The following is a 25,564-nucleotide window of genomic DNA, read 5'->3' on the forward strand; positions in this document are numbered from 1 at the left end:
TCAGACGCCAATAAACAGAAAAGTAACTTTCTGAAAACTCCGTAACGCTATTCGGAAATTATATTTTCGAGAAGTCGTTCGATTACAGCCAGTTTTTACGCCGGAATATCCAGACCGTCAGCGCCGAAGACAGGACCATCATCGTCAGGGCAAATACATACCCATATTTCCAGTGGACCTCGGGCATTTCGTCAAAGTTCATTCCCCAGATACTGGCCAGTAATGTCGGCGGCAAAAAAACCAGCGACACCACGGTAAAGATCTTGACGACCCGGTTCTGCTCCAGATCGATCAAACCGAGGTAGGTGTTCTGCAGAAATTCGAGCCGCTCGAAAATGAAATTCGTGTGATCGATCAGCGAATTGATGTCCTTGATCAGGGTCCGTAAGCGCTGCTGTTCGAGCTCATTGAACCACCCGTCGGAGCGAATCATGGCCGATATAACCCGCTGTTTATCCACCACGTTTTCCCGAATCGACATGGTCAGTTCCTGGTAATCGTTGATATTAAGCAGCATTTCACGATCCAGCGTTGCGTCCAGATCGAGCATTTTGTTGATGGCCTTGATTTCACTCGACACCATCTCGACCAGATCGGCGTCGTAATCGATCCGCGATTCGAAAATCGAGATCATGATCTGCGCTCCGTCGCTGAATACGGCCCGGCGCGACTTGATCCGTTTAACGGTATCAGCAAACGATTTCAGATCGGCATTCCGATACGTGAACAGCGTATCATCTTTGAGCAGAAAACTTACCGGAACGTTAACGTAGCGTTGCTCCGTATCCGGAATCAGGAAGTTTGAGTTGGCAATCAGAAAATCGTCTTCTTCAATATAACGCGAACTACTCTCGATTTCCAGTTGCTCCTGCTGGCTGAGAAAATCGACGTCGAATTTCTCCTCCACGCGCTTGATTTCGGTCGGTGTGGGGTTTTGCAAATCGACCCACAGGGTTCGCTCGGTATTGGAAAACGAATCGATATCGCGGATTTTACGAACGGCGGTGGCGTCCTGCTGAAAGATGCGAATCATACTATCGAGAGGAAAATATCCAGTAGCAAAGTTCGCAGAAAACCCCCGGACTACGGTATCGCTGACTGGATTTTCGGGTCAGCTTTTCAGTTCCGGACGCGGAACCTGCTGTTGATCAAGGAAATGCTGTAACTCATCGGGGCGTTGCGTCCCGATCGTGATCCGGTGATTGTCCGTAAAGACAATACGTAATCCTTTGTTACCCGCCACATTATACACCCAACCGTCAAACCCAAGCCGAATTCCGTAGCCGATGAACCCATAGGAACATACAGAAACAGCCCGAACACGGCTCCAGGCAATGGTTCGCCAGGGCAGAATGGGGAAGACACGATAATGAATACCAGCCTCGTCCAGACGGGTATCCAGCCGCCAGACGTAAAACAGCAGGTCAATCAGCAGCGCTACGACAATACCAAACCAGGCGGTCGGGTCAACGTAAGCTCCACTAACGGTTATACCGGTAACAACAGCCAGGAAAATCCACAGCCACCATTGACGAAAGCGTTGGGATTCAGAAAATACGTTCATGAGCTACGCAGGTCATTTATGTCGCGATAGTAAGCAATCTACGACACCTGATCGCCTACGTTTTCTGCTTCTTTTTCTTAGCCGCCGGAAAGAGAATATTGTTCAGGATCAGGCGATACCCTGCCGAATTTGGGTGCAGGTTAAGGTCAGTCGGTTCCTCACCGATTTCGTGCCGGTAGTCTTCCGGATCATGCCCGCCGTAGAACGTAAAGAAGCCCCGGCCATAGGGCGAATGAATATAGCGGGCCTCGCCTGCCGCGCGGTTTTCGGCCATAATCACCACTTCGGGCTTGATCAGATTCTTTTTGAAAGCCGTTGTCTGTCCCATAAACCCTTTGATCACGTTCATGTGATTCTGGGTCAGCATGGTTGGGATGGGGTCGTACTTTGCCGAGAACTGAAACAACGTGAAGTAATCGTTATGTTCGCTCAAGCCGCGTTCTTCAGGCTGGTTATCGATGTTGGAAAACTCGATCAGGTACGGATTGGTATAGACCTGAAAGTTTCGGAAGGCAAATGTCTGGCTGTAATCCAGTTTGCTGTTTGCGTTGGGGTCGGCTGGATCGCCGTCGTAGAACGTATCGACGATGTCGGTATTATGGGCGGCCAGCGCGATGTCGTAGGTATCGGTAGCGTTGCACATAGCAAACAGATAGCCGCCCCCCAGCACGAATTCACGAATTTTCTGGGTCACGGCCAGTTTCAGCTGGGGCACTTTCGAAAAACCGAATTTACGGGCGATGGTTTCGGCTTCGTGTTTCTGCGCGATGTACCAGGGCTGATCTTTGAAATGGAAAAACTTGCCGTACTGCCCCGTAAAGTCCTCATGATGCAGATGCAGCCAGTCATATTCGGGCAGTTTTCCGTTCATGACCTCTTCGTCGAAGACCACATCGTACGGAATTTCAGCATACGTCATTACCATCGTCACGGCATCGTCCCAAGGTTGTTTGGTTTTCGGCGAATACACCGCCACTTTAGGCGGCTTCTGCAATTTCACCGCATCCATGTTGGCATCGGCGGCCGAAACTTCACTCAGGATCTGCGCCGATTGGGCATCCGAAATCACTTCGTAGCTAACTCCACGAATTACCATTTCATTGATGAAGGCCTGACTTTGCGGCATCATAAACGAACCACCCCGGTAGTTGAGCAACCAGTCGATTTCCGTATCATGGGTTTTAAGCACCCAATAGGCAATGCCGTACGCTTTCAGATGGTTCTTCTGCGAATCATCCATGGGAATCAGAATCTTTGAAGCCCATACATGACCTGTTAACGTCAGAATTAGGACAAGCGGTAGCAGCAGCCGTTTCATTGGTTTCCCCGTTATAAATACTCTTGGTAGTTTTGTAATAACGAAATATACACACATTTTGTGTGAAAAATAGCAGAGGGCGTGGGGCAGATAGCCTAGGTTTTTATACCCCATGCCCTCTGCCCCACGCCCAGCGCCCATGAATCTCATCGAAAACATACAAGAAGGCCTGCGATCCATCGCCGGTAACCGCCTGCGCACCATCCTGACGTCGCTGATCATTGCCATCGGGATTACCTCACTGGTGGGTATTCTCACGGCTATCGATGGCATTCAGAGCTCGGTAAACGATAGTTTCGCCGGACTGGGAGCCAACACGTTCAACATCGTGGCCCGACAGGATGCGTTCCGGCGTGGCGGCCGTGTGCAGAAACAGGATGCCCCCATTGATTATTTCGATGCCATTCAGTTCAAACGACGATTTCCCTATGGGGCAACGATCGCTGTATCGACGGTTGTCAATGGAGCCGCTCAGGCTAAATTTGGATCGAAGAAAACCAATCCCAACATTCAGTTGACCGGGGGCGACGACGCGTATCTGACCGTAAAGGGGTTCACCATCCAGAGCGGCCGTAACCTGACCCCAAATGACCTGACGTACGCACTGAATGTAGCCGTTATTGGAAGCGAAGTGGCCAATACGCTGTTCGAGCGAAAGCTCAATCCCCTGAATCAGGTCATTCGGGTATCGGGCAATCAATACAAAATTGTGGGTGTATTGGCCAAAAAAGGGGGTTTCTCCGGCGGGGGCGATGACCGGCTGATTTTGATTCCGCTCGACAATGCCCGCGCCCTGGCTGGTTCTCAGAAACTTTCCTTCGATATAACGGCCTCCGTACCGAGCGTAGGCGACCAGGACGAAGCTGTCGGCGAGGCCCGGGGAGTTATGCGGCTGGTTCGACGCGATCAGCTTGGCCAGCCCGATTCGTTCGAGATCGAGCGAGCCGACGATTTAGCCAAAGAAACCGAGAACATTACGGGCTATCTACGGATGGGCGGCTTTGGCATTGGCTTTATCACATTGCTGGGCGCTTCCATTGCGCTCTTAAACATCATGCTTGTGTCGGTTACCGAACGAACCCGCGAAATCGGCATTCGAAAATCGCTGGGAGCCACACCCAAACGCATCCGCGAACAATTTTTGATCGAAGCCATTGTCATCTGTCTGCTCGGCGGCCTGGGCGGGGTCTTGCTGGGCCTGGGTATCGGCAATTTAATTTCGGGGGTTGTCAGTCAGGGGAAAGGCGGATTTGTTGTTCCCTGGGCCTGGATGGGCTTAGGCCTGGTGGTTTGCGTGACGGTGGGTTTGTTTGCCGGCATATATCCCGCCGTACGTGCTTCCCGACTCGACCCTATTGATGCTTTACGGTACGAGTAGCAAAAAAAGATAATGCACAACAGATAACAAAGAATAATGGAATCGATCAGGCCATAAAATTATGCCTTACGCATTGCACATTGTTCATTAACCCTTACTTTTGCACCCACGTTTGACAAACGCATCTCTGGTTACAGAGACGATTCTGTCGCCGGGATGGCGGAATCGGTAGACGCGATGGTCTCAAACACCATTGTCTGCAAGGACATGCCGGTTCGAGTCCGGCTCCCGGTACTGAACGCTTAACTAATTAGAAATTATTAGTTAAGCGTTTTTCATTTCTGCACAATCCGGATCCTCATCCGATATTCAACAAAGGTTATCGCTTCATTGGTGGGAATGATTGACAGGCAGCGGCTTGTGGCAATCAGTGGGCTAATCTACTACCACAACTAGCTAACTGAGTAGGAAAATATGGTTGGGAAGGTGCTGAATTTTGCCGTCTGGAACATTATCATAGCCTACCATGACACTTGAACATCTGGCGATATGGGTCGATGACCTAGCACGCATGCGCTCGTTTTACATGAGTTATTTTGCGGCCTCTTCGGGCGAGAAATACGTCAATCCTACCAAGAGCTTCACCGCTTATTTTCTGCTGTTCGGCCCTCAAAAGACCCGGCTTGAGCTGATGCATCGACCCGATATCAGCGATTCGCCCCTGCCTAGAGGATTCGCCAAAGGGCTGGCTCATTTTGCCATTTCTGTCGGAGGGAAAGATAAGGTCGATCAATTGACCGAGCGCTTACGAGCCGACGGGTATAGCATTGCCAGCGAACCCCGAACAACGGGCGACGGCTATTACGAGAGCGCGATCCTGGACCCCGAAGGAAACTATGTAGAAATCTCAGCCTAACATGCGCTTATGATACCCATACAGACGATAGTGTTTGACTTCGGAGGAGTCCTGGTAGACTGGAATCCGCGCTACCTGTTTCAGCAATTGATTCCGGACACGGATCAGCTCGACTGGTTTCTGGCGACGGTCTGTACCAACGAATGGAATCTTGAGCAGGATAAAGGGCGTATGTTTGCCGATGCCATTCAGGAACGACAGGAGGCATTTCCTGCGTATAAAGAACTTATTGCCCACTATTATGGCCGCTGGGAAGAAATGCTGGGAGAGCCTATTGCGGGTTCGGTTGCTATACTGAATGAGGTAAAGAAGATGGGCTATTCATTGTATGGCCTCACTAACTGGTCAGCCGAATCGTTTCCGATCGCTCGCCGGAAATTCGACTTTTTCGGCTTGTTCGACGGTATTGTGGTGTCTGGGGAAGAAAAGCTGATCAAACCCGACTTAGCCCTGTTTGTCCGGTTGCTGGAGCGTTATAATTTAGATGCTCCGTCGTCTGTATTTATCGATGATAATTTGCTGAATGTCGAGGCTGCCCGGCGCGTGGGCTTTCAGGCCATTCATTTTGAATCCGCTCCACGTTTACGCGAACAGCTGGTCGATTGGGGCGTCTTACCCGGCTAGCTCTGTTTCTACAACCGCCTGTACTTGCCGAAGCCCACGCAAGGCAACCCATCAGTCTCTAAAGCGATAATTTTCGGCAGGAAGGTAGCGCTCGTTTCGGAGAAACGCGCGTTAGAAGTCACTGCAGTCGGGCCTAAAGGCGATATTTCCTTTTCACACCAACAATGGCAAGGAGCACAAGCGAAGGAAAAACTGGTTTTTAAATCCGTGCGGCCATTACCGGGCCATGAATTTATCCGCATATACGACGGTACGATGGCCGTGGTCAATTTTCTGGCTAATGTCTAACTCCTGGTAGACGACCATGATGTGAATCTGAAGGTACGGCGATTGGAAGTCTATCATAAGACATCTACCGGCTGGTGTCGTGAAGCCGGCCAGGGCACTGAAGTCGATGAGAAGCTGTTGCCGGTAAAATGAATTGACGGAAGTACGGTTCCTCTGCTTGACAAGGAAAAAGTAAAACGACACCCTGAAGTAGTGGCGCGTATAGGCGTCTGGATGAAGAAGGTATTCCAGCAGCTTTGTATGCTCTGATCGAGTTCATCTCTACGACCAGAATCGGAACGGCGGATAAAGCGGTTATTAATCGCTTTATCCGCCGTTCGTCAGTCGCTACGTTACCGCCCCCATTCACCTATCGCTGACCAGGCTGTACCCGATCGAGCGTTTGCGGGTCGGGTAAGCCGGTAAAGTATTTATCCAGAACCGCCTGAAATACCGGATCGGTGGGTTCGAGTAAATTAAATAAAGTCATACACGAACGCAACTTCAGATCATCTGGACTGCCCAGAATCTGCGTCGCCGTTTTGCCTTCAATACCCAGCAACGCATTGGCAATTCCGATCAGGCGCTTTCCCAGCACAGGATGATCCAGGAAGGCGCGAGCTTCATCCATATCTCGGATGGCGTAGTACTTAGCGGTCTCACTGAAGCCTAAACCCGAAATCTGGGGGAAGATGTACCACATCCAGTGGCTTTGCTTACGACCATTTCTAATTTCGGCCAGCGCCCGTTGGTAGTCCGCGGTCTGAGCGTCCAGAAACCGGCTTAAAGTATCGTCAGAATTCATAACAAAAGCGATTTACATTGATGACCTGTAGCTGGTTATGCCCCGTCTCGGGAACTCTTACCAAACGCTTATTCGATCCTTTTCGGATTTATACATTTTATCGCCGGGCTGCACATTGAACGCTTTATAAAAAGGCGTGAAATTCATCAGCGGCCCGTTTACCCGCCATTTGGCCGGCGAGTGCGGATTGGTGTTGACGTACATGCCCATATACGCATCCCTTGTCTTGACGCGCCAGATTCGGGCAATCGAGATAAAAAAGCGTTGATCGGGCGTAAAGCCGTCGAGCTTCGTGGTGTCTTTACCCTGCTGAGTTAACTTAAAGGCATCATACGCGATGGCTACCCCCGCAATGTCGGCGGTGTTTTCGCCTACGGTCAAGGCTCCTTTCACATGCACCGAGTCCAGAACCGTAAACCGATTGTACTGGTCGATCACCTGCTTTGTTTTGGCTTTGAACTTGGCATAGTCCGCCTGGGTCCACCAGTTAGTCACGTTACCGTATTTATCATATTGGGCACCCTGATCGTCGAAAGAGTGGGTGATTTCGTGCCCAATCACCATCCCGATGCCACCGTAATTCAGGGCATCATCGGCATTGACATCGAAATAAGGCGGTTGTAAGATACCCGCCGGGAACACGATTTCATTGAGCGGAGGATTGTTATAAGCCGTTACCGTGGGAGGAGTCGTATGCCATTCGGTGCGGTCGACAGGTTGCCCTACTTTAGCCAGCTCGTCCAGGTAATCATTTTGGGCAGCCGCCAACCGGTTCTCAAAGTAAGCGGCTCGTTTTACGGCTACCTTCGAGTAATCTTTCCATTTATCGGGGTAACCAATTTTCTGCGAGAAGGCGTAGAGTTTGTCTTTGGCTTTTGTCTTAGTGGAATCACTCATCCAATCCAGTCGGTTGATGCGCGCTTCAAAGGCCTTTTTGAGGTTATCGACCAGGATAGCCATGCGTTTTCTGGCCGATTCGGGAAAGTATTTTTTAACGTACAACTGGGCCAGCGCATCGCCCAGCGAACGATCGACGGCCTGGGTCATCTCTTCAGCCCGGGTTTGCTTTACGGCTTGCCCGGTCAGAACTTTGGTGTAGGCAAACGAAGCATCGACAAACGGCTGGCTCAGTAAATTCGCGTAGTTGGTCAGGGCACGAGCTTTTACGTACACTTTCCAATCGGCGATCGAAACCGAATCGATCATCCTGTTCAACTGGTCGTAGTAAGCCGGCTGACCCACATTCACCGAATCGGTCTTTATTCCCAGGTCGGCCAACAACCCTGTCCAGTTCAGGGCGGGCTGTCTTTTGGCCAAATCAGCGACCGCCAGTTTGTTGTAATTCGCCTTAACATCCCGAAGGTCAATGTTGGTTTTGTGAGCGACGGCCAACTGTTTCTCTATAGCATAAGCAGTGGCGGCCTGGTTGCCAGCCGTGGTAGGCTCGGTTCCGGTCAACGCGAATAAGCGGGTCAGATATTGTTTGTAAGCCTGTTGAATGGAGCGAGTGGACGAGTCGGTCTTGAAATAATAGGCCCGTTCGGGCAAGCCAATGCCGTTCTGCGAAAACTGAGCAATATTGACGGTACTGTGCTGGTCATCGGGTCCGACATAAAACCCAATGATAGACTCATCGCCTGCTTTTTGTTCTTCCGCCACCAGTTTCAACAACGAGGCTACATCGGTCATGGCATCGATGCGGACCAGCAGCGGCTTGATGGGTTCGTAGCCCCGTTTGTTGATGGCGACGGTATCCATGCCCGAAGCGTAAAAATCGCCTACCTTTTGTTCGAGGCTACCGGGCGGATGATGACCGGCAGCAAGGCTATCCAGAATCCCCCGCAGCCGCTTGCGCTGGGGATAATTCATAAAGGAGTAGGCACCCACCCCGGTTTGAGCGGCTGGTATGCGGGCGGTATCGTACCAAATGCCGTTGGCATACGAAAAAAAATCATCGCCAGGTTTTCTGGATGCATCGATACCGGTTATCACAACTCGTTTTATGTTGGGAGTAGCCGTCCGCTGACAAGCTCCCGCCAGCAACAGCACCAGCGCGAAAAAGAAGAATTGTTTCATGGTTTATAAGGTAATGGGCCCATAGTAGGCCGAAAAGTTGACCTGAAGGTCAAAAATGGATTAAATTCCCCTGATCTGACAGGGTTGTGTTGAAAAAAACAGGATGGTTTCGGAATGACCGTCGAGCCGGAGCACCACCACACGACGTTTATTAGTTTCCTTATTCTGTTGCATACGTTTACTACCAGAAATGCCTCTTCTCTTCGTTGATACCCCATCGTTGACCTTGTCAGCCGGCAAATCCCGTTCTTTTGACAGCCTGCCACCCCTGTTCAACGACAAACTTAGTAGCTTTACCGCTAACTTAATCGCCCGAATTCGATCAATACCTTCCAACATTGGCCCTCTGGCCGACGAACCCTCCTACCCCTACCATCCATGAACACCTGTTCGATTCGTTTTGTGTGTACCCTACTGCTGATTACAGTCCGGCTGGTAATTGCCCAACCCCCCGGCGAGGGGTTCATCAATGGAGATTTGCTGCCCAACGCACCGGAACTGGCGGCTCGGGGAAACTATGGCGTGGGCGTGCGGACGCTAAATCTGGTTCACTCCGCCCAGCTCGATGTACTCCACGAAAGTGGGGGCAAACACCCCCTCTATGATCGCCCGCTGACACTTGAGATATGGTATCCGGCGCAGGCCAGGACCCGTAAAGAGTCTACCGTTACCTATAAGTCTACCCTGGGCCGGGCCAATGACCCCAAACGACCGCTTATTCCGTTTACCTTCCTGGGCCGGGCCACGCGCGATGCGCAGCCTGACCCGAGTGGGGGCGCTTATCCCCTGGTGATTGTTTCCCACGGTTACCCTGGCTCACGACTGCTCCTGACTTACCTGACCGAAAACCTGGCTTCCAAAGGGTACGTGGTGGTGGCCATCGATCATACCGAATCGACCTACGGCGATCTGGGCGGTTTTGCCAGTACGTTGCTAAACCGCTCGCTGGACGACGGATTTGTGCTGAACGAAATGGCCCGGCTGGCCGGGAAAACAAGTGGGAGTTTTCTGTCGGGCCTGCTTAACGCAGAAAATACGGCTCTGATCGGCTATTCGATGGGAGGCTACGGCGTACTTAACCTGGCCGGAGCCGGCTACAGCCCTCAGGCGCTGAAACTGTTTGGGCAGATGACTGGGGGTAGTACGGCTCTGGAAACCCGTACGCAGGCCTCGCCCACTTACAGAGCGTCGCTCGATCCTCGCATCAAGGCCGTCGTTGCGTTTGCTCCCTGGGGTATGGAACGGGGAGTCTGGGATGCTGACGGCCTATCGGGCCTGAAACTGCCCACCCTACTGGTGGCTGGCAGTAAAGATGATGTATCAGGTTACGAAAAAGGTATCAAAGCGATTTACGAAGGCGCTATCAACGCGGAGCGGTATTTGCTGACCTACGTCAATGCCCGTCATAATGTGGCTCCTAACCCGCCCCCTATGGCCTCGCTGCAACCCGGCGTATCTGCGGATGAATACATGCATTATGCCGAACCAGCCTGGAACGAATACCGAATCAATAATATTAATCAGCACTTCGTAACGGCTTTTTTAGGGCTTCACCTCAAGGGCATGGCTTACAGAAAATATCTGGATCTGGCAGAAACCAATGCGACTGAAGGATGGCCTGGTTTCAAAGCACGCATGGTTGTAGGACTGGAAATGCGCCACGCTAAACCATAAGGGTCTGTTGCCTTTGCCGAAGCAGTCCGGTAGTATCCTGAACCGTGGTGTGGTCATGGCGAGACTTACGTTTAACGAATTTAGCGGCCTGCTCCTGGCAGAAATGCCGTAAAAGAAGTCTTCCCAGGTTACCAGTCAGTTGGTCAGGATGGTTTTCCAGCTAGTCCCGTTCCAGAACTCTTTCGCGTGCGTTGTCAGATTATAAATCTCCAGGCCTTCATACGGGACGAGCGCGTCACGTTGTGCGGTGGTTAGCCTATTTCCCTGGACACCAAAGCGTCCGTTCTGATCGACTACTACCGTTTTTACAGGCCCCGTCATATCCGCACTGGTACTGGTCATGTCCGGCGTTCGAATCGGGGTAGGGCCGTGTAAAACGCTCTTGTAATGGCTATTGGTGGAGTCGAAACTGGCTTGCCCCTGTACCAGCGTCTGCCCGTACTGAAAAAGCCCCCCTTCGATGTTCAGAGTCGCAGGAAACGTAGCGTTATCCTTACATTTCACACTGAGATTATACCCTCTATGCGTAGCCGCTATCAGCGAAAGATTCCTGAACGAGCCCATGCTGAATACCAAAGGACCATGCATGCCAACGCTAACCTGAGCCCCGTATCCACCAGAAGGCTGTAAAATACTCTGATTGTCGGCGCTAAATACATAGGTCGAATTATCCAGATACATCTGGCCCATCGCCACATAATACAGGTTTGTGCAGGAGGCCGAAGGCCGGATCGTCGAACTATGAATAACGACGTTGCCTCCGTCCAGGGCGATCAGATTGGAGCCGTTCAGCGTGATATCGAGGGTACTTAGCTGGAGCATGGTTCCGGTACTGGCGAACAGCCTCGCCCTGAAGATTATATGAGCGAGTGCAGGATGATCTGCCGAATACAGAGAAACGTACTTATTGTTGACCTCATGGACCGAACTCAGAACAACCGGATGAGCATCGGTAGCGTTACGAAGGTCTACGTAGTAGTAAAAGCCCGAACTACCGTTGATCCATTCGATGGCTTTGTCCAAGGTTTTAAACACGACCCCTCCGGTAAAGCGTGCTGTCTGAACAGTATATTCGGCCGGATCTTTTGCGTCGCTCCCGTTTACTGGATCGATACCGATATAAAGCGCATTGGCCGCATTGAGCGTGTTATACGTCATTTTGCCAACCTTATTACTACCACTTACCGCTACATTTCCTGACAGGGTCAGGCTACCGGGCTGATTGATTACCCCAGTCTTCAGCGCGTTCACATACAGGCTATCGGCGAGAGAATACAGCCTTTGGTTGGTGCCAGACTGGCGTAAAGGCAGATCGGCCGGCTGGCCGATTGTCGGCTTCTGACCAAAGGCCGGAAGCGTAGTCAGCACTAGTACGATTGACAGAATGTAGTTCATTTGAGCAGCTTAGTTGAACAGACCTGGCTTATTTCCTGATGAGTCACCCCTGGTGCCTCTACCGAAGTCGTTACCGTTTATAAGAGTGGAAAAATAACGGTTAACGGTCGTAATTTAGAGAAGAACTCGGACCGGCTCATTTCCGCTGGCCATGACCAGAGTACGTCGCCCGTTGAGTTGACGCTCCACTCGGGTTATCCGCAACAAGAGAGCCCGAAATTATCCGGGGTTCGATGGGTATTTAACCAACTACTCCCGACCCGCATTCAGGGCATCCTGCAGGAATTTAATTTTTTAGTGAAAAAAGTATTTTCACACTCAGGGTATTTACCGAAAAACTCGACTAGGACATAACCGACTATTACTCTGAGTCAGTTATTTGCCTATGCATCATTCCCTGCTTCAGACATCGGATAAGTCCGCCCGCCTTATCCACTCACTCAGACCTACTGTTTCTACAAGCATGGAGAATGATCCAGACTGGCAAGTCAACCGATTGTTGGAAACGGATCCGCGCGAAGCTTGTGAAGTTCTTTTCCGGCAATACTATGGCCCTTTATGCAGCCACGCCAGCCGGTTTGTTTACTCCAGGGAAATAGCCGAAGACATTGTCTCCGAAGTTTTTTATGTCTTTTATAAAGACCAGCTCTATAAGACCGTCAACATTTCTTACAAAGCCTATCTGATGCAGGCGGTGCGCTACCGGGCCTACGATTACATACGGTGGGAGCTCAGTAAGTCCCGGCGTGGAACGGACGTCGATTCGGTCAACATTATCGACCACGACCCTTCGCCGTCGGAGATCGTCCAGTACGATGAATTGTATCGGAGCGTCGAACTGGCCATCGACCAGTTGCCTCCGCAAACCAAACGGGTGTTTCTGCTGAGCCGGTTCGAAGGCCGGAAATACCAGGAAATCGCCAGTGAACTCGCCATCAGTGTAAAAACCGTAGAAACCCACATGAGCAAGGCCTTGTCTCTGCTTCGCCAGGCGCTTCGACCGATGTGGATCTGGATATTGCTCGCGGGTCTGTTTCGGTTCTAACCAGTACCATTTAATTATCTCACCATGCAAAAAAGACGTAAATCCTCTTAGAGATGAATCAAGTTACGAAAGCACTTTTGCTTGATTATCACGCCGGAAGGGTAACGGCTCTGCAACGTAAGCTCATCGAAGACTGGTTACAGGACACTCGTAACCGCTCCATTTACTACGAAACCCTGATGGAGTGGGAAACCACCCATCCGCAGTACGTGGCCGACGTGACGGCAGGTCTGGACCGCTTCCGACGCCGGTTGGCAGGCGCTCAGCCGGCAACGTCTGCCACCGAAGCCGACGTACCAGTCAAACCTTTGTTCCGTCAGTTTCGGGCCAGCTGGCTGGCCGCTGCCTGCCTGGCCATGCTGCTACTTGGCGGCTGGCTGTTTCGTACCTCACTTTTGTATAAAACATACGCTACCCATAACGGACAAATACAAACACTTGAGTTGCCCGATGGCAGTCGGGTTGTGTTGAATGCAAACTCGGTGTTGCGCCTGTTTCGATTTGGATGGCTAAGCGACCGCTCGCAACGGGATGTTTTTTTAACGGGTGAGGCCGAATTCAGGGTAACGCACCTGAGCGATCATCGCCGGTTTGTCGTTCATACCGACCGGCAGCTCGATATCGAAGTGCTGGGAACCGAATTTGTCGTGCTGGCCCGCAGGCGGGCAACCCGGGTGGTTCTCATACATGGTAAAGTGAAGCTGCATTATCAGCCTGGCCGGCAGACTGAAAAAACACTGATGATGGTTCCCGGACAAAAAGTAACGCTTGATGACCGTAACCAGGCGCTGAAGCTTACTACCTCGTCCCGCCCAAACGACTTTAGTGCCTGGAAAAATCGACAGTACGTTTTCAACGATACGCCATTGACCGAGATCGGGCAGATGATTCAGGATGATTTTGGTCTTAAAGTAGAAATCAAACAGGCATCGCTGGCCGAAAGGCAGGTTTCGGGTACGTACAGCGTTACACACGTCGATGAACTGCTGAATGCGCTGGAAGAGCTATTATCCATCCGCGTGACCCGCCAGCGCGACCGGGTCATTTTCTCCCAACTTCCTAAATAACTAGTCTTTCATTCCTCTACTCTTATGAAGAAATTAGTACGTCTGTTGCTATTTAGTTGTTTGCTGGCAGGCTGTCTGGGCGCTGTCTGTCAGGCCCAGACACTGGCGCGCGCCGGTCGGCTCACCCAGCCGGATGGTCCGGTCGGGCAGCTAACTTACCGATCCCTGCGAGAAGCGCTGACAGCGGTAAAAAACCAGTATAAAGTCAACATTCTTTACGAGGGCCGTTCCCTCGATCCGTTCAGCATTCCCGAAAGTCGGTTGCGGTTCGATGGTCCTGTCGAAACCGTGTTAACCGATCTACTGACGCCATTCGGTCTGGCGTTCAAGCGCATGAAAACAGGCGGGTATGTCGTGCTGGCAGGTGTTCCGGCCGTACCGTCTATAGCAGTGGCTGTAGCAGGCAGGTCAGCCGACGTACCTATGCCCTCCCTATCGGTTCCGGCCAGTTTGCCGAAAGAGAAGGTGATTCAGGGCGTCGTTCAGGATGGTACCAATGGGCAGGCACTACCGGGCGTCAGTATCACCCTGAAAGGTACTCAGCAAGGAACCACCACCGATGCCGACGGTCGCTACCGACTTCAGGTGCCCGATGCCAACGCGGTGCTGGTGTTCAGCTTTATCGGCTTCGAGACCCGCGAAATCCTGACCGGAACCCAGACCGAACTGAACGTCTCACTAACTCCTTCCAATCAGGTACTCAATGAAGTCGTCGTCGTTGGTTATGGCACGAAGCGAAAACGGGATTTGACCGGGGCTATTTCATCGGTCAGTTCCAGCGATCTTCAAAAGGTAAATACCAGCAACTTCACATCTGCTATCGAAGGAAAGGTACCCGGCGTTTACGTAACGCAGACCAGCGGAGCACCCGGCAGCGCCAGTTCGGTCCGCATCCGGGGCGTCGGTACTACGGGGGCCAATCAACCCTTATACGTAGTAGATGGGGTTCCTATGACCGGCGAAAGCACGTCTGTTCCGGGCAGTTCCAACAGCATCGACGCCATGTCGATTCTTAACCCGAACGACATCGAATCTATTGAAGTGTTGAAAGATGCGGCTTCGGCGGCTATTTACGGTTCACGCGGTGCCAATGGCGTTATTCTGGTGACGACCAAACGCGGCAAGGAAGGGGCGGCCGTTGTTTCAGTCAATGCATCATCCGGCGTCGCTCAACTGTGGCGGAAACCAGCGTTTCTAAACGCTCAGGAGTTTGCCACCATGGCTAACGAACTGGCGGCAAATTCGGGCATAAAACCAAACCCGGAATGGGCCAATCCTGCCTCGTTTGGACCAGGGACGGACATGATTGGGCTTATTTTCCGGAATGCACCGGTTCAGAATTATGACCTCAGTATTTCGGGAGGAACCAAAAATCTGAAAGCCCGCCTTTCCCTGGGGTATAACGATCAGGTAGGAACCATGATCGAAACCTATTACAAACGGTATACAGCCCGGGCTACCGCCGATCTGAAGGCTGGCGACAAATTAAATTTTGGCGGTTCGCTGGCATTTGCCAGTACCGAAACAAAAGGGCAGAATACGGACCCGTTGCAGGGTGGTATTTTTAACCTGGCCCAACAGTTTTTTCCGACTCTGGCCAAAGATGCTCCTTTCTTTGGAGATGGGGTGTATTATACCAGCAACGGAGACAATCCCTTACTGAAAGCCAACTCGATCGATAACAAATTATTTGGCTCCCGAATTTACGGCAGTACGTTTGGCGAATACGAAATCCGGACGGGCCTGAAGTTCAGAACCAGCGTAGGGATCGACGCCAACTTCAACCGATCCCGTTCCTGGGAAGGCAAAATTCAACGCGGGTTTTATGTACACCCACGGGCCACCCTGTCGGAAGGGTTCGACAACCGATTCAACTGGTTGGTTGAAAACACCCTTTCTTACGCCAAACAAGTCGGCGACCATTCGTTTTCGGCCGTATTGGGCCAGAGCGCTCAAAAGAACCGACTGAATATGATTTTATCGACGGGCAATGGTTACCTGAGTGAAGCCTTACAGGTGATCAACGCCAGCGATGTTAGTTTGCGTACTACCAGCGGCACCAACAGTAACGCCACATTAGCTTCTTACTTTGGCCGCATCGATTATAACTTCAAGGATAAATACCTGATTTCGGCAAGCCTGCGCCGGGATGGATCTTCCAACTTTGGCCCTAACAATAAGTGGGGCTATTTTCCGGCCGTATCGGGTGGGTGGCGACTCTCACAGGAGTCTTTCATGGCTCCGCTCAACAACGTAGTCAACGATTTGAAAATCCGTGCCAGCTGGGGCCGGGTTGGCAATGATGCCATTCCGGCATTCGGCTATCTGAGTACCATTCGAAACGGCAATTCGGCCGATAATTACACTCTGGGAACCGGCGACCAACCCATTGTTATCGGCTCGACCCTGGTGCGGCCGGGCAATGCCGATCTCAAATGGGAAACCACGCAGCAACTGGACATTGGCGTCGACGCTTCGTTTTTTGGCGATAAACTGTATTTAACCGCTGACTACTACAAAAAAGACAACATCGGCATGTTGATCAGCCTGCCGGTTTCGTTGGAAGCGGGTTTTCAGAATGCGCCGAGCGTCAATGGAGGACAGGTGCGAAACACGGGAATAGAGTTGTTACTTGGCTATCGGAGTAAAGTGGGAGACTTCCGTTTCAACGTCAGTGCCAATGCAACGACCTTGAAAAATGAGGTCATCAGCCTGGGCGTCGGTCAGCCTATTGTGGGCCCGACCCTGGCCGGTTCCAGCATGACGATGACTTACACAAAAGTAGGCGAACCCATCGGCTATTACCGGGGCTACATCGTGGATGGTATTTATCAGACCAGTCAGGAGATCAGCAAAACGTTTCAGCCCAATGCCATCGCCGGCGATTTTAAATACCGGGATGTAAACGGCGACGGCGCCTTAACCGATGCCGATAAAGTGAAACTAGGTAAACCCTGGCCCGACCTGACATATGGGATAAACGCGGAGTTATCCTATAAAGGCTTCGACTTCAATCTGTTGCTGCAAGGTATAGCCGGCTCGCAGCTGTATCACGCCAATAAAATCACGAACTACCAGATGAAATATTACAACGGAAACGGGATCATCAACGGCGTGAAAGACATTCTGAACCATTGGACGCCGGGCAGCGGTATCAACGATCAGCCTGGGTTGAAATACACGGATGCCAACGGAAATTATTCCAATGCTTCGTCTTTCTACGTCGAAAATGGCGATTACCTGCGGGTGCGCAATGTCGTATTGGGGTACAATATAGCGCCAGCCGTCATACGTAAAGTGACACATAACGCTATCAAAAGCTTACGGGTATACGTTACGGCCCAAAACCTGTTCACCTTCACCAAGTATACCGGTTTCGACCCGGAGGTGGGTAGCGCCAATCCGCTGAACTCGGGTATAGACACAGGAATTTACCCGATGCCAAGAACACTAACGGGAGGAGTCAATATTGTTTTTTAACCCATTGCAGCCAACATCGAAATGAAAACACTACTAAACGTCAGCGTTATCATGTTTCTGATAGCCATGACATCCTGTGGCGATAAATTCCTGAGCGTCATCCCAACGGATGTGCTGACAGACGCTAATTTTTTCCAGACAGAAGCGGATGCCCAGTCTGCCCTGATTGGGGTATATGGGCAGTTACAGTCGGAGTCGACCTTTGGCAATGTCGTCGATGCGGCCAATCTCGACTGGACGATGAGCGGTGATTTGTACGAGCAGGATCAGAACACGCCCCGTGTCGAGCTTGAGATGCTGAGTTTGCCGGCGAATAACCTGTATATTGGGCAGCTGTATTCAGCGCTGTTTCAGGGCGTCAGCCGGGCCAACTTCGTCATTGAACGAGTCACTAAAATGGAAGGCCTTACGCCCCAGGTGAAGGCGTCGATTCTGGCCCAGGCAAAATTCCTGCGGGGCATATATTACTACCGGCTGGTCAATTACTTTGGGGGCGTTTCGCTAATCACTACCGAGCTCACCGCATCGTCCAAACTGGATATCCCGCGCGCGTCGGCTGCCGACATCTGGAAGCAGGTGGAAACGGATTTAAGCGAAGCAGTCACCGATTTACCCGCGACCTGGAGTGGTGGCGACATCGGTCGGGCCACGAAAGGAGCGGCTCTGGCCTTTCTGGTAAAGGCTCAGCTATGGCAACAGAAATACCAGGAGGCCGTCACCACCAGCGAAGCGATCATTGGCCTGGGCATTTATGGTCTACTGCCTAATTTCAGAAGCGTGTTCCTGAAGAGTAATGAAAACAACAAAGAAATTGTCTTTGAAACCCAGTATTCGTCTGTTAGCGATGGCAGCGAAGGCAATGGGCTCGACGTTCGATCGGCACCCCGGGGGGCGCCGGCTGCCTACATCGGCCGGGCCGCCAACAGTAATTTTGTGCCGCAAACAAGCTGGATCAACGCCATTGAACGGGATCAAACGGGCAAGATAAAAGACCAGCGTTATTACGGGGTGATCATTGGCCCCGGCGAGGCCCATCCGGAAATGCCGGGGTTCGTTATGCCATCAACTTTCCCCAACCCGTACACAAAAACCGGCTATATCGTTACCAAATATTGGCAGGAGGCCTCCCTGGTAGCTTCTGGAATCAATGCACCGATTATTCGCTATCCTGAAGTATTATTGAACTACGCCGAAGCGCTCAACGAAATAGGTCGCTCAGCGGAGGCTATGACGCAGGTAAATCTGGTAAGAAGCCGGGCCAAATTAGATCCGAAACCCCTCGATCTGGCCAAAGACAAAGTTCTGGATGCCGTATTTTACGAACGGCGGATGGAGTTTATCTGGGAATCTCCGGGCGCTTTTTCCGACCTCAACCGGAGAGGCCGTTTCCTGGATTTCATCAAAGCTAACCGGGCCGATTACGACAAAATTCAGGTTGCAACCAAGCCCTGGGTACAGCAGAAAATAATTCTGTTACCCATACCGCAATCGGCCCGGGATGTCAATAAATCATTGACGCAGAACCCAGGTTACCCGGCTTTCCAGTAATCTTTCGTTTATCGTACAGACGCAGGAGGAACTTTGTATGTCTAACTTGTTGCGCCATTACTCTACTCTTATGCCCTATTTAAGGAGTTTTACCTTCTTTTTTTTCGCTTTGCTCATCCGGGCGCAGGCCCAGAATGGCTTTGTGGCCAATTACGACGAATCGAAAGTTCCGCCCTACACCTTACCAGACGTACTGAAAACAACGACGAACCAGGCCGTACGGGATAAAAAAACGTGGGAAACGGTCAGACGGCCGGAAATCATAAAACTTTTTGAAGAGAATGTGTACGGCCAAATGCCCAAAGCCTACGACCGGCTTACGTACTCGGTAAAAAATGAAAACACGGGTGCGATGGCGGGAAAAGCAACGCTAAAAGAGGTAGCTATCGAGGTGGTCCGAAACAATAAGACCCTGACAATAAACCTTGTGCTTTTCGTACCGAATCAGCAGAAGAAACCCGTACCCGTATTTCTGTTAATCAATAACCGGGGTAAAGATAATACGGACCCTACCCGGGCGAAAAAGAGTGACTTCTGGCCTGCCGAAATGGTCATCGACAGTGGCTATGCCGTGGCTGCTTTTCACGTAAGCGACCTGGCTCCCGATGATACGGCTAAATACGTCAACGGTGTGCTTCAGCTTTACCCGGAACAACTGACCGCCACCGATGGCATGCGGGCCATTGGGGCCTGGGCCTGGGGCGCCAGCCGTGTACTGGATTATTTTGAGAAAGATGCCGCTATAGACGCCAGGAAAGTAGTGGTCGTCGGACATTCCAGGGGTGGAAAAGCCTCGTTGTGGGCAGCTGCCGAAGATCGGCGGTTTGCGATTTGCGCTACGAATTGTTCGGGTAATTCGGGGGCGGCTCTCTCCCACAGGCGATTTGGCGAAACGATAAGCCGGATCAATACCGTTTTTCCGCACTGGTTTACCAGCAATTATAAAAAATTCAATAATAATGAAGATGCCTTACCCTTCGATCAGCATATGCTGATTGCAAGCATTGCGCCCAGACCGCTGTATGCGACCAATGCCTCCAATGATCTCTGGGCCGACCCTACAGGAACATTTTTGTCCTTGAAACATGCCGAGAAGGTATATGCCCTATACGGTATGAAATCGACACTTCCGTCTAGCCCGCCTGCTATAAACCACCCGATTGTCCGTTCTCCACTGGGCTACCATAACCGGGAAGGTGAACACAACTTGACGGCTTATGACTGGAGTAATTTTATAAAATTTGCCAGCTTTCATTTTAAAAAGTAAGCAAGCTCGTTCATCCAGTGAACGGCTGGAGAATAAAAATCGCTCTTGACCCGACAACCGATGCAGCACGAAGATTCGAATGATCTCCGGCCCTCTTACACAAGCGAAACCCACGTCAGTGATCGACTGACGTGGGTTTACGCTTTACTGACTTACAAAAATTATAATGAATGCGGCCGGCTTGTCGACCGGTTGAACGACCTCACCAGTTTGGGTTTTGCTTCAGCGTCGGATTGAGCGCAATCTCGTTGATGGGCAAGGGCCACAGATAATCCCGATTCGGATCGAACTTGCGGAAGCTGGCTTCCTGAACCAGGATGAAATTATCCGATGTCAGTCGAACGGAGGTTACAGTTCCGAATTCGGCTTTGAAGAAATAATTCCCGAGTACAGGTTTGGGTAGTTCAACCTCGGCCGTTTTCCAGCGAATCAAATCCCAGTACCGGAACCCTTCCTGAGCCAGTTCCACGCGCCGTTCCCGGCGAATCTCGTCCCGTATCGACAGGCCATTCGTGGTAGCAAAGGCGTTGGTTAGCTTCGCGACGCCACCCCGCTGACGAAGGCGGTTTACGGTTAGGTCCAGATCGGCATCACTAATCGCACCGTTCAGTTCGTACAGCGCTTCGGCATAGGTCACCAGCACTTCGGCATAGCGAAGTATCGGCCGGTCGATCGTTGAGGCCTGCGTATTCCAGTCATCGATATTGGACGTTTTACGGAACATAAACCCGGTTTTGTTGAATACCAGCGGGGCAATGTCGAAGACGGGTTTGGTCGTCATCATCGGATCGCCTTTCTTCATGATCGTCTCACTCATGCGCGTGTCGCGGTCCACAAACACATCCGTCGATACAACGGGTGCTTTGTACAGGGGCGACTTGGTAATGGGCAATCCATCCTTCATCAGATACGAATCCGCCAGACTTTTGGTTGGATTCAGATTACCCGTTTCCAACGAACTCCGGTAGTAGCTATGCGTAAGGACCCGCTCCGTCAGCGACACCCCGTACTGCTTGACAATGATGTTTTCCCGGTTCTGCCGACCTTCCCCTGCCAACTGGAACAGATCGAAGTACGAGCCTGTAAACAGGTCGTGCTGTTTGCTGTCGATGACCGCTTTGGCAGCCTCCACGGCCGCTTTGAGGTGCTTCGTAGGCTCGCCATAATTATGGTATTTAGATCGCGTTCCTTCAAACAAAGCAACCCGTGCTTTGAAAGCCAGCGCAGCGGTATTACTGATCCGACCGAAATCCGCCGTTCCCAGTACCGTCGGCGTGGGTAACTTCTGGGCGGCAAAGTCCAGGTCCTGATAAATCTGGTCGATGACAACGGCCCGCGGACTGGCGGGTGCATTTAATTCAGGCGCTGTTTCGTCCAGCGTTTTCAGAATCAGCGGCACGTCGCCATACCGTTGTACCAGGTAGAAATAGCCCCAGGCCCGAAAAAACCGCGCTTCGGCCGTGTATCGATCAATGACTGACTGAGCGGTACTGGCAGCTGTTCGGGGCGCTTTCTCGATAATATTGTTGGCCGCCCGGATCAGATTGTAGTTGTTATTGTAACTAGCAACATCGGTAGCCGGAGCTAACCGTGACCCATCACTAATGTTGTTGGAGGCCAGGCCAAATGCATCATCCGACCAAACATCTTCGGTTGACCAAGCGGGTAAAAACGTGTATAGGTAATTGGCCGCAAATTTCAGATCGCCTTCCGAGCGCCAGTACGTCTGGTCGCTGATGGCTGTTTCGGGAAGTCGCTCCACTTCGCAGGCCGGCAACCCAACCAGCAGACTCAGTGGAATAGCGACGTATTTAAGAATCGTTTTCATATTTTTTGATGCGTTCTACGACTAGCAATCGATTAAAATGAGATGTTCAGGCCCAGTGAAGCCGTTGCGAAAAACGGATAATCATTTTCGACATTATCGCGGGTTTCCGGGTCGTAATAGCCCTGGAAGGCTTTCAGACCCGAGATAGTGAACAAATCCTGACCGGAGAAGAAAAACCGGGCCTGCGTGATGCGCACTTTCTCGGTTAAGGTGCTGGGCAGCGTATAACCAAACTGTAAGTTTTTCATCCGGATGTAGCTGGCGTTGAGCGTCCATTTGTCCGAAGCCAGGTAATTGTGCGTAGCGCCTACATAGGGGCGTGGATACAGCGCGTTTGGATTTTCGGGCGTCCAGTAATCGTTATGAATGGCCAGGGCCTGTTTCCACGTAACGAGCAGTGGGGCAATGGATTCTGTTGTGGGACGGTAGCTTCGTTTTCCCACGCCCTGCATGAAAATGGTCAGGTCGAAGCCTTTCCACTGTGCACTCAACGTAACGCCGTATTGGTAACGGGGCGTGGTCGTTCCGAGCAACATCAGGTCACCGTAATCAGCCGCCGATCCTTTGCCAACGGTGATCCGCCCGTCGCCATTTTTGTCAATATATCTGACGTCGCCCGCGCCCGTCCGGTTATCCTGGAACGCCCAGTTTTTCACCTCGTCGGAGGTTTGAAAATAGCCGGCTGTCTGGTAGCCCCAGATGGTATTGATCGGATACCCTTCAACCAGGTTGTTCGTACCCGCGTTGATCACATTCCGGCCCGAATAACTCAGCAGTTTATTGTTGTTGTCCGACAGGTTAGCGGCTACCGAGTAGGTAAAATCTTTGCCAATCTGGCCGCGGTAACGCACTTCGGTTTCCCAGCCCCATGATTTCAGTTCGCCGTTGTTCTGCCGGGGCGTACCAACGCCAATCGTGGCCGGCAACTGCATAGGCGTCAGCATGTTCCGGTTGTATTTGGCATAATAATCGGCCGTAAATTGAAGCTTGTTCTGGAAGAAGCCCAGGTCGACACCGATGTCGCTGGTTTCAATCGTTTCCCACGACAAGGCAGCCGATGGAATCGAATTCTGATAAATATACGATGCTCGGGAATCGCCCAATACCAGGCCCGACCCGCGACTGAGCTGGCTCAGGTAATCATAATAGCCGAGGTTGTCGCCCAGAGCGCCCCCCAGACGGCCCCACGAACCCCGCAGTTTGAACTCGGTAAAGACGGGCAAGGCTTGTGCAAACCAACTTTCGCGCTGGAGATTCCAGCCCGCCGAAACCGACGGAAAAATCTTGGTGCGCAGACCTGGTGCCAGCTTGGAGCTTTCATCCTGCCGGATAGTCGCTTCAAACAGGTATTTTCCATCGTAGTTATAGTTGAACCGGCCGAAGACCGACTGGAAAGCCCGTGCTCGTACGTACTCGCTGTTGCTCTTGGTTTTGTCGTCGCCCAGATTCAGCGTGGGCAGGTCGTTACTGACCAGGTTAGTCGATGCGGTCGTTACGCCCTCCTCCCGATAATCTTCCCACTGATAGCCACCCAGTACGGTGAAATTGTGTTTCTCGCCGACTTTAAGGTCATACGTAGCCAGGAATTGAAGGTTCGTATTCCGCACCAGCTCATTGGCTACCTGATACGAGTTTGGATTGTTGGCATAGCTTAAAATCCGGGATTTACCCCATAGCGGCACCGTCCGGAAAAACAGCTGCTGATTGGCTGGCCGGTACTGTACGCCGGCAATGGCCCGTAGCGTAAGCCCTTTTACGAAATTAGCCGCCTGGAGGTTCGCCACGCCATCGAACTGGCGGTTGGTCCGGTTATTATAGCCGCCGGATTCAAGCAGTCCGTAGGCCGTAGCGGCCGATCCAGCTCCGTTGTAACGACCTTCGGGGGTAAAAAACGGCGTTCGCGTTCGCAGGCGGTAAACCTGATACAACAGCCCGCTTCCGTCAGCGCCTGTAGACGATTGCTGTATACGTTCCAGCGTATACGACAGGCGTGTATCGAGCGTAAGGTGTTTGGTCAGCTGAGCGCCCAGGTTCAGCCGCAGGTTATACCGTTTCGCATTATCAGGCCCTACTTTGAAAACCCCCTGCTTTTCGTAATACCCGGCCGACACCAGGAAGTTTACTTTATCCGAGCCACCCCGTGCCGTGAAGTTATGGGTTTTCATGGATGTGTATTTCCGCAACAATTGGTCGGTCAAGGACTGCTGGTTGTAATACAGATACGTACCCGTGTCGGCTGGATTGACGACGTACGGAATGCCATCGCGAATGCGCTGCAGGTCTTCGTCCGTGTATTCAGGCGCACTGCCCGAGTTTTTGCGGGCCAGGTTGGCAAACAACGCTTCATCCATCAGGCTCATCCGACCCGGTACGTTGATGGCCCAGTCGGTACCGTACTGGGCCAGGTAATCGAACGTTACCTTTCCGGATTTACCTTTTTTGGTCGTGACCAGGACAACACCCCCAGCGGCTTGCGCCCCGTAGATGGCGGCTGCTGCGGCATCTTTCAGCACACTGATGCTTTCAATGTCGTTGGGGTTGAGCGTGGTCATGGTCGCAATGGGAACGCTCACCCCATCCAGCAGTACCAGCGGGTCGACGTTGCCATTGGCCGACGTAACGCCCCGTATCTGCAAACGAATGCCCTGGCTGCCGGGCTGCCCGCTCTGGCGCGTAATCGTCAGGCCGGGAGTAACGCCCTGCAGCGCATTGGCGAGGGTGGCCGTGGGCCGGTATTGCAACGCTTTGGAATCGACGGTCGAGACGGCGCCGGTCAGGTTTACTTTTTTCTGCGTACCGTAGCCCACTACCACGACTTCTTCCAGCGCTTTATCGTCGTTCAGCAACTGCACATTGACCACCGACCGGTTGTTGACCTCGATTTCCTGCCGGACGTAGCCGACAAAACTGACGATCAGCACGGCATTTCCGCCAGGAACCGTTAGCTTGTATTGCCCGCCAGCATCAGTGGTAGTTCCCCGTGTCGTTCCTTTCAGCACCACGCTCACCCCCGGCAGGGCGTCACCTTTTTCATCAGTAATTTTCCCGGAAACCGGCTGGTCGGCCACAATATGCTGCCCAGCCGCTACACCAGACGCACCAGCCGCTACCAGCCCAGTGCCACAGACCACCAGCCCTGCCTGGAAACAGATGATTCGACAGGTGGCCTTAAGGTGAATCAAAAAACGTATTGGTTTCTTCATTGAGTAATTTGGTTTAAAGGGTTATGACCCGTTGTCGATTGCGTTTATTTTACTGCAGATACGTTGTTCGTTGTGCAGGACCGAACGAAAGAGCCATTTAGGAACTGCATTAAAAGCGGATTAAACCCTGCTTTTACTATCGATTACCCGAAAGTCTATGTAACAAATG

18 protein-coding genes and 1 tRNA gene are annotated in these 25,564 nt (G+C 51.8%); 10 read left to right on the forward strand and 9 right to left on the reverse strand.

Going from position 1 to position 25,564, the window contains the following annotated elements:
* Nucleotides 1-82: 82 nt before the first annotated feature.
* The 3 genes from corA to ACYVC2_RS28165 all read right to left on the reverse strand — a co-directional run bounded on the left by corA (nt 83) and on the right by ACYVC2_RS28165 (nt 2,882).
* Nucleotides 83-1,033, reverse strand: coding sequence for a magnesium/cobalt transporter CorA (corA, locus tag ACYVC2_RS28155; protein WP_461108258.1), 951 nt, complete (start codon nt 1,031-1,033; stop codon nt 83-85).
* A gap of 78 nt (nt 1,034-1,111) precedes the next feature.
* Nucleotides 1,112-1,564: a hypothetical protein gene (locus ACYVC2_RS28160; protein ID WP_461108260.1), complete on the reverse strand. Its 453-nt coding sequence runs from the start codon at nt 1,562-1,564 to the stop codon at nt 1,112-1,114.
* Between the two features lie 55 nt (nt 1,565-1,619).
* Entirely contained in the window at nt 1,620-2,882 is a 1,263-nt protein-coding gene (locus ACYVC2_RS28165; RefSeq protein WP_461108261.1) for an asparagine synthetase B, read from the reverse strand.
* Between the two features lie 139 nt (nt 2,883-3,021).
* Here ACYVC2_RS28165 and ACYVC2_RS28170 point away from each other — a divergent pair, with 139 nt between their 5' ends.
* The 4 genes from ACYVC2_RS28170 to ACYVC2_RS28185 all read left to right on the forward strand — a co-directional run bounded on the left by ACYVC2_RS28170 (nt 3,022) and on the right by ACYVC2_RS28185 (nt 5,740).
* Entirely contained in the window at nt 3,022-4,260 is a 1,239-nt protein-coding gene (locus ACYVC2_RS28170; protein ID WP_461109718.1) for an ABC transporter permease, read from the forward strand.
* A gap of 150 nt (nt 4,261-4,410) precedes the next feature.
* Nucleotides 4,411-4,494: transfer RNA gene (locus tag ACYVC2_RS28175), tRNA-Leu, on the forward strand.
* A 232-nt stretch (nt 4,495-4,726) separates the two neighbouring features.
* Nucleotides 4,727-5,116 carry a VOC family protein gene (locus tag ACYVC2_RS28180; RefSeq protein WP_461108263.1) on the forward strand — a complete coding sequence of 130 codons (390 nt, stop codon included), beginning with the start codon at nt 4,727-4,729 and terminating at the stop codon, nt 5,114-5,116.
* A gap of 9 nt (nt 5,117-5,125) precedes the next feature.
* A complete protein-coding gene (locus ACYVC2_RS28185; RefSeq protein WP_461108265.1) occupies nt 5,126-5,740 on the forward strand; it encodes an HAD family hydrolase in 615 nt (204 codons plus the stop codon).
* 216 nt (nt 5,741-5,956) lie between these two features.
* Here ACYVC2_RS28185 and ACYVC2_RS28190 read toward each other — a convergent pair whose 3' ends face one another.
* From ACYVC2_RS28190 to ACYVC2_RS28200, 3 genes are all read right to left on the reverse strand, one after another.
* Nucleotides 5,957-6,085: a hypothetical protein gene (locus ACYVC2_RS28190; protein ID WP_461108267.1), complete on the reverse strand. Its 129-nt coding sequence runs from the start codon at nt 6,083-6,085 to the stop codon at nt 5,957-5,959.
* Nucleotides 6,086-6,377: 292 nt separating this feature from the next.
* Nucleotides 6,378-6,812 carry a DUF1810 domain-containing protein gene (locus tag ACYVC2_RS28195; protein ID WP_461108269.1) on the reverse strand — a complete coding sequence of 145 codons (435 nt, stop codon included), beginning with the start codon at nt 6,810-6,812 and terminating at the stop codon, nt 6,378-6,380.
* 57 nt (nt 6,813-6,869) lie between these two features.
* Entirely contained in the window at nt 6,870-8,888 is a 2,019-nt protein-coding gene (locus ACYVC2_RS28200) for a M13 family metallopeptidase (RefSeq protein ID WP_461108271.1), read from the reverse strand.
* A 378-nt stretch (nt 8,889-9,266) separates the two neighbouring features.
* On the opposite strand from ACYVC2_RS28200, the gene ACYVC2_RS28205 reads away from it, so the two are divergent.
* Nucleotides 9,267-10,562 (forward strand): alpha/beta hydrolase family protein, encoded by a 1,296-nt coding sequence (locus tag ACYVC2_RS28205; RefSeq protein WP_461108273.1) that lies wholly within the window; start codon nt 9,267-9,269, stop codon nt 10,560-10,562.
* A 135-nt stretch (nt 10,563-10,697) separates the two neighbouring features.
* On the opposite strand, the gene ACYVC2_RS28210 is transcribed toward ACYVC2_RS28205, so the two are convergent.
* Complete coding sequence (locus ACYVC2_RS28210) at nt 10,698-11,957, reverse strand: hypothetical protein (protein WP_461108275.1); 1,260 nt, start codon at nt 11,955-11,957, stop codon at nt 10,698-10,700.
* Between the two features lie 463 nt (nt 11,958-12,420).
* Here ACYVC2_RS28210 and ACYVC2_RS28215 point away from each other — a divergent pair, with 463 nt between their 5' ends.
* The 5 genes from ACYVC2_RS28215 (at nt 12,421) to ACYVC2_RS28235 (ending at nt 20,364) form a co-directional block, all read left to right on the forward strand.
* Complete coding sequence (locus ACYVC2_RS28215; protein WP_461108277.1) at nt 12,421-13,002, forward strand: RNA polymerase sigma-70 factor; 582 nt, start codon at nt 12,421-12,423, stop codon at nt 13,000-13,002.
* Nucleotides 13,003-13,055: 53 nt separating this feature from the next.
* Nucleotides 13,056-14,069: a FecR family protein gene (locus tag ACYVC2_RS28220; RefSeq protein ID WP_461108279.1), complete on the forward strand. Its 1,014-nt coding sequence runs from the start codon at nt 13,056-13,058 to the stop codon at nt 14,067-14,069.
* Nucleotides 14,070-14,093: 24 nt separating this feature from the next.
* Entirely contained in the window at nt 14,094-17,549 is a 3,456-nt protein-coding gene (locus ACYVC2_RS28225; protein WP_461108281.1) for a SusC/RagA family TonB-linked outer membrane protein, read from the forward strand.
* 21 nt (nt 17,550-17,570) lie between these two features.
* The gene (locus ACYVC2_RS28230) at nt 17,571-19,097 is read left to right on the forward strand and encodes a RagB/SusD family nutrient uptake outer membrane protein (protein ID WP_461108283.1); all 1,527 of its coding nucleotides are present in this window, start codon (nt 17,571-17,573) and stop codon (nt 19,095-19,097) included.
* 70 nt (nt 19,098-19,167) lie between these two features.
* Nucleotides 19,168-20,364 carry a glucuronyl esterase domain-containing protein gene (locus tag ACYVC2_RS28235; protein WP_461108285.1) on the forward strand — a complete coding sequence of 399 codons (1,197 nt, stop codon included), beginning with the start codon at nt 19,168-19,170 and terminating at the stop codon, nt 20,362-20,364.
* A 202-nt stretch (nt 20,365-20,566) separates the two neighbouring features.
* Here the strand turns inward: ACYVC2_RS28235 and ACYVC2_RS28240 are convergent, their stop codons facing one another.
* Together ACYVC2_RS28240 and ACYVC2_RS28245 are read right to left on the reverse strand one after the other, a co-directional pair.
* On the reverse strand, nt 20,567-22,192 hold the full coding sequence (locus ACYVC2_RS28240; RefSeq protein WP_461108287.1) for a RagB/SusD family nutrient uptake outer membrane protein: 1,626 nt from the start codon (nt 22,190-22,192) through the stop codon (nt 20,567-20,569).
* A 32-nt stretch (nt 22,193-22,224) separates the two neighbouring features.
* Complete coding sequence (locus tag ACYVC2_RS28245) at nt 22,225-25,395, reverse strand: SusC/RagA family TonB-linked outer membrane protein (RefSeq protein ID WP_461108289.1); 3,171 nt, start codon at nt 25,393-25,395, stop codon at nt 22,225-22,227.
* Between the last annotated feature and the right edge of the window lie 169 nt (nt 25,396-25,564).

The sequence above is a fragment of the Spirosoma koreense genome, assembly GCF_054777875.1.

Coding starts and splice junctions, on each gene's coding strand:
- corA (WP_461108258.1), bottom strand. CDS start 1,033: ATGATTCGCATCTTTCAGCAGGACGCCACCGCCGTTCGTAAAATCCGC.
- ACYVC2_RS28160 (WP_461108260.1), bottom strand. CDS start 1,564: ATGAACGTATTTTCTGAATCCCAACGCTTTCGTCAATGGTGGCTGTGG.
- ACYVC2_RS28165 (WP_461108261.1), bottom strand. CDS start 2,882: ATGAAACGGCTGCTGCTACCGCTTGTCCTAATTCTGACGTTAACAGGT.
- ACYVC2_RS28170 (WP_461109718.1), top strand. CDS start 3,022: ATGAATCTCATCGAAAACATACAAGAAGGCCTGCGATCCATCGCCGGT.
- ACYVC2_RS28180 (WP_461108263.1), top strand. CDS start 4,727: ATGACACTTGAACATCTGGCGATATGGGTCGATGACCTAGCACGCATG.
- ACYVC2_RS28185 (WP_461108265.1), top strand. CDS start 5,126: ATGATACCCATACAGACGATAGTGTTTGACTTCGGAGGAGTCCTGGTA.
- ACYVC2_RS28190 (WP_461108267.1), bottom strand. CDS start 6,085: ATGATAGACTTCCAATCGCCGTACCTTCAGATTCACATCATGGTCGTC.
- ACYVC2_RS28195 (WP_461108269.1), bottom strand. CDS start 6,812: ATGAATTCTGACGATACTTTAAGCCGGTTTCTGGACGCTCAGACCGCG.
- ACYVC2_RS28200 (WP_461108271.1), bottom strand. CDS start 8,888: ATGAAACAATTCTTCTTTTTCGCGCTGGTGCTGTTGCTGGCGGGAGCT.
- ACYVC2_RS28205 (WP_461108273.1), top strand. CDS start 9,267: ATGAACACCTGTTCGATTCGTTTTGTGTGTACCCTACTGCTGATTACA.
- ACYVC2_RS28210 (WP_461108275.1), bottom strand. CDS start 11,957: ATGAACTACATTCTGTCAATCGTACTAGTGCTGACTACGCTTCCGGCC.
- ACYVC2_RS28215 (WP_461108277.1), top strand. CDS start 12,421: ATGGAGAATGATCCAGACTGGCAAGTCAACCGATTGTTGGAAACGGAT.
- ACYVC2_RS28220 (WP_461108279.1), top strand. CDS start 13,056: ATGAATCAAGTTACGAAAGCACTTTTGCTTGATTATCACGCCGGAAGG.
- ACYVC2_RS28225 (WP_461108281.1), top strand. CDS start 14,094: ATGAAGAAATTAGTACGTCTGTTGCTATTTAGTTGTTTGCTGGCAGGC.
- ACYVC2_RS28230 (WP_461108283.1), top strand. CDS start 17,571: ATGAAAACACTACTAAACGTCAGCGTTATCATGTTTCTGATAGCCATG.
- ACYVC2_RS28235 (WP_461108285.1), top strand. CDS start 19,168: ATGCCCTATTTAAGGAGTTTTACCTTCTTTTTTTTCGCTTTGCTCATC.
- ACYVC2_RS28240 (WP_461108287.1), bottom strand. CDS start 22,192: ATGAAAACGATTCTTAAATACGTCGCTATTCCACTGAGTCTGCTGGTT.
- ACYVC2_RS28245 (WP_461108289.1), bottom strand. CDS start 25,395: ATGAAGAAACCAATACGTTTTTTGATTCACCTTAAGGCCACCTGTCGA.